The organism is Aquimarina longa SW024 (assembly GCF_001401755.1).
GTDB classification, from domain to species: Bacteria; Bacteroidota; Bacteroidia; order Flavobacteriales; family Flavobacteriaceae; genus Aquimarina; species Aquimarina longa.
Genome location: NZ_AVQK01000030.1, coordinates 56,037 through 66,130 on the forward strand (window position 1 = coordinate 56,037; position 10,094 = coordinate 66,130).

6 protein-coding genes are annotated in these 10,094 nt (G+C 31.4%); 4 read left to right on the forward strand and 2 right to left on the reverse strand.

Annotated elements, in window-relative coordinates:
* Positions 1 to 116 precede the first annotated feature (116 nt).
* Positions 117 to 890: a hypothetical protein gene (locus tag N456_RS07570; RefSeq protein ID WP_148639233.1), complete on the forward strand. Its 774-nt coding sequence runs from the start codon at positions 117 to 119 to the stop codon at positions 888 to 890.
* Positions 891 to 929: 39 nt separating this feature from the next.
* On the forward strand, positions 930 to 1,643 hold the full coding sequence (gene lipB, locus N456_RS07575; RefSeq protein ID WP_062055542.1) for a lipoyl(octanoyl) transferase LipB: 714 nt from the start codon (positions 930 to 932) through the stop codon (positions 1,641 to 1,643).
* 50 nt (positions 1,644 to 1,693) lie between these two features.
* On the opposite strand, the gene N456_RS07580 is transcribed toward lipB, so the two are convergent.
* Both N456_RS07580 and N456_RS07585 read right to left on the reverse strand, forming a co-directional pair.
* Positions 1,694 to 4,165 (reverse strand): hypothetical protein, encoded by a 2,472-nt coding sequence (locus N456_RS07580; protein WP_062055545.1) that lies wholly within the window; start codon positions 4,163 to 4,165, stop codon positions 1,694 to 1,696.
* Positions 4,166 to 4,307: 142 nt separating this feature from the next.
* A complete protein-coding gene (locus tag N456_RS07585; RefSeq protein ID WP_062055547.1) occupies positions 4,308 to 4,910 on the reverse strand; it encodes a ribonuclease HII in 603 nt (200 codons plus the stop codon).
* A gap of 183 nt (positions 4,911 to 5,093) precedes the next feature.
* Between N456_RS07585 and N456_RS07590 the strand changes: the two genes are divergently transcribed.
* A complete protein-coding gene (locus N456_RS07590) occupies positions 5,094 to 7,082 on the forward strand; it encodes a putative porin (protein ID WP_062055549.1) in 1,989 nt (662 codons plus the stop codon).
* A 446-nt stretch (positions 7,083 to 7,528) separates the two neighbouring features.
* Complete coding sequence (locus tag N456_RS07595) at positions 7,529 to 9,826, forward strand: FdhF/YdeP family oxidoreductase (RefSeq protein WP_062055551.1); 2,298 nt, start codon at positions 7,529 to 7,531, stop codon at positions 9,824 to 9,826.
* Positions 9,827 to 10,094 lie beyond the last annotated feature (268 nt).

Sequence of the window (10,094 nt, forward strand, 5' to 3'; positions counted from 1 at the left end):
AAAAATAGAAAGAAGTTAACTGTTTACTTTTTTTATCCTTGTACCTTTGAGATTATGTTATGATAACTTATAAAATTAAAATAAGAATAAAGAAATTTAATATATACCGAACCCCTATGAAAAGATTTTGTTTCTCTCTTTTAGCAATAGTATCAATTTTAGTATTGGTAGGATGTCAGTTTTCAGAAACCCTAAACCTTAATGAAGATGGAACAGGTAAAATCACAATGAGTTTTGATGGATCAGAATTGATGAAAATGGGAGGAGAAAAAGTCTCTGAAGAAGGAAAAAAAGATATAGACACAACAGTAGTATTTAGAGAATTTTTAGAAAAAAATAAAGATAGTATTTCTAAATTGTCTACACAGATGCAAGAAAAATTAGAGAGACTAAGAGACTTTAAAATGCATGTAGTAGTAAATAAAAACTCTAGTAAGGCAGATATGGATCTGTATAAAGAGTTTAAAGATGTGTCAGAATTAGGTAACCTATTTAGTGATTTTAAAACCTCTATGGTTATGGGAGGTAATGTAAGTAATAAAACAGAAGAAAAAAGCAATACTATAAATCCTATAGATAAAGCCTTAACATCAGAAGATGATGGGGTAAAAGTACATTATAGTTTTAGAAACAATACATTTAATAGGTTTGCAGAGATTGTTGATGAGGAGAAAATGAAGAAAAGTATAGATAGTATAGAAAAAGCCAGAATGTTTTTAGCAAGTTCTAAGTATAAGCTAAAGTATACTTTTCCAAGAAAAATAATAAAAATGTCATCTGATAAAGCTACGTTTAGTTTAGATATGAAAAGTTTTATATTAGAAGTAGGGCTAATAGAATATATGCAAAACCCTAAAATATTAGATATAGAATTAGAGCTAGAGGAGTAAAAAAGAAATTATTTTTTTAATAGTGTATCTTTGTAAACTATGAATAAAAAAATTCAATTTCAGGATATTGGTTGTAAGGATTTTAATGAAACTTGGAAGTATCAGGAAGAGCTTTTTAAAGGGATATTAGATATAAAAATCAAAAACCGAAGAGAAGCAGCAGGTTTAGAAACACCTAATTATTTTCTCTTTGTAGAGCATCCACACGTATATACATTAGGTAAAAGTGGTGATATTAGTAATCTTTTATTATCCGAAGAACAACTTAAAGAAAAAGAAGCTACATTCTATAAGATTAACAGAGGAGGAGATATTACCTATCATGGGCCAGGGCAGATTGTAGGCTATCCAATTCTAGATTTAGATAATTTTTTTACTGACATACATAAATATCTACGTTTTTTAGAAGAAATGGTGATCCTTACTCTGGCAGAATATAATATTCATGCTACCAGAAGCGAAGGAGAAACAGGAGTATGGTTAGATGTAGGAACTCCATTTGCACGTAAGATATGCGCTATGGGGGTTCGTGCTAGTCGTTGGGTAACAATGCATGGTTTTGCATTAAATATAAATGCTAATTTAGGATACTTTGATCATATTGTCCCCTGTGGAATCAAAGACAAAACAGTTACCTCATTACATGTAGAATTAGGAGTTGACAAAGTAGATGAAGAAGAGATAAAAGAGAAGTTATTAAAACACTTCACTACTCTTTTTAAAGCAGAGTTTATATCACATATAGATCAATAATTAGAACTATTGATCTATATATGATAGTACTACGCTCTTCTAGTACACTTTTAATTAATTTGATAAATTAATACACTATTCTCTTCTCCTTGTACAACAAACTCTAGATTAGGATCTTTATCCATATTACCAAGACTTAATACAGAATTACCATACACAGGAAAATGAGGAAATAATTCAGCGTTGCTATCATATAAATATACTTTTTTAGATTGCATGTCTGTGATAGTGACGTAAATCTTATTATTGATATAGTATAGTTTAGGCTCAGTATACATTCCATAATCAAGCTCTACAACTCTTCCTTTTATAGAAAGCTTATTTTCTGATAACGAAACTAAAGTTTTATTAGTGGCAACTATTTTATGGTCTTCATGTAAATTTAGGTTTTGAGTTACAGCCTTACCATCTTTTTGTATTTGGATTAGTTTTCCATCTTTTGTAGTAGAAGTAATCTTATTAAGATACTGATACCATTCATTTTTAGAAAAACGAACTTTTTCTTTTACATTAATTCTGGTTTTTCCTAATCGATCCAAAATTGTAAGTTCTCCATTCTCTTCTGTAATTACAATATAGTCCTTAGTACCTATTCGAATATGTTTCGGAGGGAGGTTCAGAGGGGTTTCTGTACCCTTAAATCTAAATCCAGTTACATTTTTCGTTTTGATATCTAGCATAGTCACTTTATTACCTTGCGTAATAATAATCCGGTAACGTTTACTCTTATCATAATCAAACAAGGCTAATGGCTGAGTAATAGGTTTTTCAAAAGTCTTAGGATATGGTTTCACGTCTTTTCCATCTCTATCAAGCAAGTATAACGTATTAGCAGTAGTAAAGAGTAATTGATATCTACCATTTTTATAAATATCAACTTGTTTGATTTCTCCTAATATTTCACCATCAATTTGCTTCTTCCAAAAAATAGCACCTTTATCAGAGATGAGATATAAATTATTTTCTACATCCTGTACAGCGATATCCATTCCCTTAGTTCGATGATTTTTTACCAGTATAGGTTTATTGATTATTCCATGCTCTAAGGTTGTCGATGCAGTTTGAGAAACAGATGTAGCAGCACCTTTTGCTTTGTTTTTTTGTAAAACACCATGTATGTGAGCAAAATCATTTTCTTTTATAATCTGTATTACTCCAATTTGATACCCTTTATACTTAAGTGTATTCCATTGTGATGAGTAGTTTTTAGTTGTATTTTCTGAGATATACTCTTTTACATTTTTAATAGCCCCTACAATTAATATAGAAGATTCAGAAGCTAATTTCTTCATAGTTGCCTTATAATACTCTTGGTCATACAGAACGGATAGATTCATGATATTAGCAATGACATCCTTAAGCGCATTAGTAGAAGAGCCAAAAACAATAAAATTGTCTATGATGAAATAAAATTTTGCATCAAAATTTTTAACAAGGGGATTTAAAGTTTGTGAAAAAGCAGAAGGATTATCATATGTATAGATCGTAGAATTTCTATACGTTTCTACCTTTTTGTTTTTTGATAAATCTTCTTTAGTTGTCTCAATATCTATAGAATTTATAACCAATACATCTTCTTTTTCCAGAAAAATAAGTCCTATCTCTGATGCATAAGATAACATAGGATCCAAGTCCTCGGGGATATCATTTACTTCTCTATCCTGAGCTATAGATAAATTCTTTTTTAAGATTTTGTAATTATCATAAGTATATGAGATAAATCCTTTTGCACTAACAGGAGTAATTTTAGGAATCAGATTTTCTTTAGGGACAGTATTGTCAAAAATTCCAATAGTACTCGATAAAGAATCTTTTTCTATAGCAATACCATCCAGATACATTGCATTTTGCTCTATAGTTGCATCAGTTGATACCCAACCACTAAAATTGTGTAAACTTTCTAGAGTAGTATTGGGAACTAAAGAATTTTGAATATGCTGTAGTTTTTTCCCATTAAATAATACAGACAGAGCATTCTTAGTACCCGATACTTCATATGCTTTTTTCAAATCTCTATCAACCGGTGTTAGATTAGTTTTTAACCGAACTGCATTTTCGATCAATAACTGAGAAGAAGAAGCAATAAGTAAGCTATCCTGATGAGTTGCAAAAAAAGAATCTTCTTTTGATGAAATCTTATAAATTATCTGATTAGAATAATTTATAGTTTCAATAGTTTTAGTATTAAGAGAATCATTATTGATTATAGCAGGATTAAATTTTGAAATATAAGTGTATTCAAAACTATTCTTACCTAAAGGAGAAAAACATAATAAACTCTCTGTTTGATTTGTTTTATCCAAGATAGATAGATTCTTAAGATAATTGATAAAAGCAATATGCTTATTGTTTTTTATGAAATTATTATCTCGTAATTTACTAGTAGCCCCTTCTAAATCATTAATCTTTATAATAACTTGCGCATCTCTGGGGATGTGATCTATTAAAGAACTTGGCTTTTTTGATACATCATCACAAGAAATAGCAATAAAAATGATAAGAGCTACAACTATTTTTTTCATTATGTGAATGTGTTTTATATTCTTATATGTAGTTGTCAAAATAAAAAAAAATAACTTTTTGGTCTGCAAAATATATGTTATAGTTTAAGTGATATAAAAAGATTCATAGTATAGTATCTTTTTATAAACCCCAAAGATATAATTATTTAAGATCCAGTGCGTATTGTTCTGGTAATAACCTAAAACTTTTTCTGTGATATTTTGTAATTCCGTATTTTCGGATAGCATCTCGATGTTCTACAGTAGGATACCCTTTGTTTTTTTTCCAATTATACATAGGAAACTCCTCATGGATCTTTTCCATAAACTCATCTCTATATGTTTTTGCTAGTATTGATGCCGCAGCAATATTTAGATATTTTCCATCACCTTTAATAACGCATGTATGAGGGATATTATGATAAGGTTTAAACTTATTTCCATCTACAATAATATGCTCTGGTTGAGGTTGTAACTGTTCAATAGACCTTTGCATAGCTAATATTGATGCATTTAGAATATTGATCTCATCGATTTCTTCCATAAAAATATGTGTAACACCATAGCTTAAAGAGGAGTCTTCTATTAAAGGTTTTAGATGTTTTCTTTTAATCGCACTAAGCTTTTTAGAGTCATTAAGAATGGTATTGTTAAAATCATCAGGAAGCAATACAGCAGCAGCAGTGACAGGACCTGCTAGGCAACCTCGACCAGCTTCATCCGTGCCACATTCGAGAATATCAGGATGTAATTTTAATGTAAGCATACCACGAAGATACAGTATCAATAGAATACCTAAAACTATTTTTTAAAAATGATTATGGCATATAAGGTATTTGTAAAATTATAAAATCAAAAACAAGCACAATAAAAAAGTAATTCAAACAAACAACTAGGATTATTTACTTTCATTAAAAAAAGTATATTTTTGTCACAGTTTAGCATTCGAATGAGAAAAAACATAATTTTTATAGTTATAGTACTATCAACCTTGGTAATTAAAGCACAAGAAAGGATAGACACCAATTCTGGAATAAGTAAAGACGGATCTGATAAATCATACAAATCTCTAAGAGATCGAGGAGAAGATGATAAAAAGGAGAAACCGCCAATTACCGATTATAAGATTATTACCATAAAGAATGATACTACCTATGTAGATACAACATTAACAATACAAAAAGACTATAACTTTAATTATCTACGTAGAGATGATTTTGAGCTACAGCCGATCCATAATGTGGGGCAATCCTATAATAGTTTAGCAAAACAAGAAGAAAAAGACCATGTATTACCTCTTTTTGGAGCCAGAGCCAGACATTTTAATTTTATGGAAGCCGACGATATCAAATATTATCACGTTCCCACACCACTTACAGAATTGTATTTTAAAACTACTTTTGAACAAGGACAGCAATTAGATGCTTTTTTTACAGTAAATACTTCACCAAGGTTAAATCTTTCAGTAGCATATAAAGGAGTACGATCCTTAGGTAAATTTCAACATGCATTAACAAGTTCAGGTAACTTTAGAGCAACAGCAAGTTATACAACCAAGAATAACCGATATAAAATGCGCACACATTTTGTGTCACAAAGTCTACTTAATCAAGAAAACGGAGGATTATCACCTCAGGGGCTTGATGAGTATTTAGGAAGGGGAGAATCTGTCGGACAAGAGAGTCGATTTGCGGATAGAGGATCGATATCTGTGAATTATCAAGATGCAGAAAACACGCTATTAGGAAAACGATTTTACTTAAATCATCAGTATGATATACTCAAGAAAACAGATAGTACTGCCATGGGAGTATCAGTAGGTCATATAATGGATCTTACAGATAAGAAATTTCGATTTACCCAAGCCAAGATTGCCCCTAATGACCTTTTAGGAAAAGCATATGTCTCCGAAAAATTATCAGATAAAGTAGCCTTAGAAGATTTTAGTAACCAAGTATTTATAGATGTGACTAATACTTGGTTAGGAAAACTACGTATAGCAGCAGGAAGTTCTAACTATAATTATGGATACAACTCAATTCTTAATAAACTAGATAACTCAGATAATCAGATCAATATAACAAACCGAATAAAAGGAGAGCTCTATACAATAGGAGGAGAATATACCAACAGCTATAAAGGTTTTCAGTTATTTGCAGACGGAAAAAATATCATTTCAGGAGATTTTACAGGAAACTATTTTAATGCAGGTGCAGGATATAGTTTAAACGAAGAATATAATATCCAAGCAAAAATAAGTGCTAGCTCCGTAGCTCCAAATTATAATTTTCTACTCTACCAGAGTGATTACGTTAACTATAATTGGCAAAATAATTTCTCTAATACCGAAACACAGAAATTACAAATTAACCTCAATGCTAAAAAAATAGCACAATTACAAGCAAGCTATTCTACAATCAATAAGTACACCTACTTTACAAAAAACACAAACGAAGCAATTGTACCATTACAATCTTCGAATACTATAGACGTATTAAAAGTAAAACTTATCCAAGGAATAAAATTATGGAAGCTAGGGCTAGATAATACAATCATGTATCAAAATGTTAATGGAGGAGATAAGATATATAACGTACCAGAAGTAGTAACTAGAAACAGTTTGTATTTTCAGGACCATTGGTTTAAAAAAAATGCACTATATCTACAAGCAGGAGTAACATTTAAGTACTACACAAGTTACAAAGCAGATGCCTATGATCCTGTTTTAGCAGAGTTTTATGTACAAAATGATCAAGAAATAGGAGAACATCCACAGTTTGACATATTCTTTAATGGAAAAGTAAGGCAAACACGAATTTATTTTAAATACGAAAATATCGGAGAAGCCTTTAGACAAAACAATGAATTCTCTGCCCCAGGATATGCAACAAGAGACGCAGTATTACGCTTTGGTATCGTTTGGAATTTCTTTTTGTAAATCCATTGTAATCACAACTTAAAAAATAAAAATAAAGACTTCACTCAAAAAAACGTCCCATTTAGTAAGTAAGACCATAATTTTACCCCAAACCATTAAACGTTTAACGATAAAAGTAAAGTCACGCATCTTTTTGACGAAGTATTTAACTAAAAAGACGAAGCATTTAACATGCGACCTTAAAATTTTAAGAAGACAAGTTAAAAATTCAATCTCCAAAGCTAAAATTTCAACTCACGAGGTTAAAAATTTAACCTCGTGAGTTGAAATTTTTACAATCAGAGTTAAACCAAACGTCTTTTTGACCAGTTGGAGTATCTTTTTTATAGCACAACTAAAAATATTGCATAGTTTAGATCAGTGATATTATCAATACAAAAACACTTTCAATAGATAAACGTATCTTTGAAATTAATAATCGGGTTAATTTTTCAGACGATAACGCAATGAGTACTACCAAAAAAAGGAATATTTCTGTCCTAGGACCAACAACATTTACAGGGATTACAGTAACAGAACCAGCAGAATACGCAGCAGGGTTGCCCGCCGTAAAAGTAGCATTACAGCACGCCTTTAAAGAAATGGGAGTAGTAAAATCAATGCACATCCTCTCTAAGATGAATCAAAAAGAAGGCTTTGATTGCCCAGGATGTGCATGGCCAGACCCAGAAAAACCCTCTAAACTAGGAGAATATTGCGAGAACGGAGCAAAAGCAATCGCAGAAGAAGCAACCAATAAAAGAGTAGGAAGCAGTTTTTTTGACAAGTACTCTGTAGAAGAACTATCAAACTGGTCAGACTATCAGATCGGAAAAAGCGGAAGACTAACAGAGCCAATGATCCTAAAACCAGGAAGTGTACATTATGAACCCATCTCTTGGCAAAAAGCATACGAAGTAATAGCAGAAGAATTACATAAACTAAACTCACCAGACGAAGGAATATTTTACACCTCAGGGAGATCCAGTAATGAAGCCGCTTTCTTATACGGACTATTTGTAAGAGCATTCGGAACCAACAACATGCCAGATTGTTCCAATATGTGTCACGAATCAAGTGGAGTAGGACTAAGTGAAACACTAGGAATAGGAAAAGGATCCGTAAAACTCGAAGATTTTGACAAAGCAGAAATAGTACTAGTCATAGGGCAAAACCCAGGGACAAATCACCCCAGAATGTTATCAGCACTTCAAAAATGCAAAGAAAATGGAGGAAAAGTAATTAGTATAAACCCATTAAAAGAAGCAGGATTAGTACGTTTCAAAAACCCTCAAGAAATAAAAGGAATACTATCCTCAGGAGCAACACTAACAGACATACACCTTCAAGTAAAAATAAATCAAGACGTACCACTCCTTAAACTAATAATCAAAAAACTAGCAAAAAGAGATCAAAAAACAGGAAAAGTTTTTGATCATCAATTTATAAAAACCTATACACAAGGATACGCAGAACTCTTAGCAGACCTAGAGCAATATACAGAAGAAGAATTACTATCATTATGCGGAGTAGAAGAAAAAAGAATAAATGACACAGTCGAATTATTAGCAAATAATACTAAGATTATTATATGTTGGGCAATGGGACTAACACAACATAAGAATGGTGTCGATAATATAAAAGAATGTGTAAACCTCTTATTACTTAAAGGAAGCTTAGGGAAACCAGGAGCAGGAACATGCCCAGTAAGAGGACACAGCAATGTACAAGGAGATCGAACAGTAGGAATAATGCATCATGTCTCCCCAGTATTAAATACAGCCATAGAAAATACCTTCGGATTTACACCCCCAGATAAAGAAGGATTAGACACCGTACACGCTATAGAAGCAATGCACCAAGGAAAAGCAAAAGTATTTATAGCATTAGGAGGTAATTTTATCTCAGCAGCATCAGACACAGAATATACAGCACAAGCACTTCAGAATTGCAATCTTACCGTAGCCATTAGTACTAAACTTAACAGGTCACATCTCGTTACAGGACAAACAGCCATAATACTACCCACACTCGGGCGATCCGAATTAGACAATAAAAAAGGAAAACCTAGATACTTTACCGTAGAAAATAGTATGGGAAAAGTACACCAGTCCAAAGGACTATTAAAACCAGCGTCAGATACTCTAAAAAGTGAACCCGAAATAATAGGGCATATAGCAGATACATATTTTAAAGGTAATCACCCCGTAGACTTTAAAAACCTTAGCGAAGATTATGAATTAATCAGAAAAAAGATAAAACTGGTAATCAAAGGATTTGATGATATAGAAAATAAATCCAAAGGATCAGGATTTTATCTACCTAATAACGTAAGAGAGTTAGACTTTAGTAAACTTCCCAATCAAAAAGCACAATTTAGTATATGTAAGAATCCACAACACAATATCAGTAAAAACGAATTCTTATTAATGACTATCCGCTCTCATGACCAATTTAATACTACAATATATGGATTAGACGATCGATATAGAGGTATATATAATGAGAGAAGAGTAGTGTTAATGAATAAAGAAGATATGCAAAAACATAACTTAGAAAAACTAGATATAGTTAATCTTACAAGTTATTATGATAATAACGAGCGATTAGCCTCAAGTTTTTTGGTAGTTCCTTATGATATCCCTAGAGGTAATGTAGCATCATATTTTCCAGAGACCAATGTTTTAGTCCCCTATAATCATTATGCAGATAAGAGTCATACCCCGATAAGTAAATCTATAGTCATTAAAATTACTAAAATCTAATTAGCAAATTAATACCTATTATTTTCTGAGCGTGCCCCTATAGGTCGGGCTATCCATTACAATTCCTAAGACAAGTCACCTAATGCTGTGGGATTTTCACTACTATCCCTCACACATCATTTTATATTTAAGTATAAGAATTACTTAATCTTTATAGATAAATAAGGCGTTTAGTATAGAAAAAGATAGAGTAATAAGTTTTGTTGTTATGTAAGTAATTTGACATCAATATGTTAAGATAAAGTTTAGAAATAGTTAAAAAAAAGCA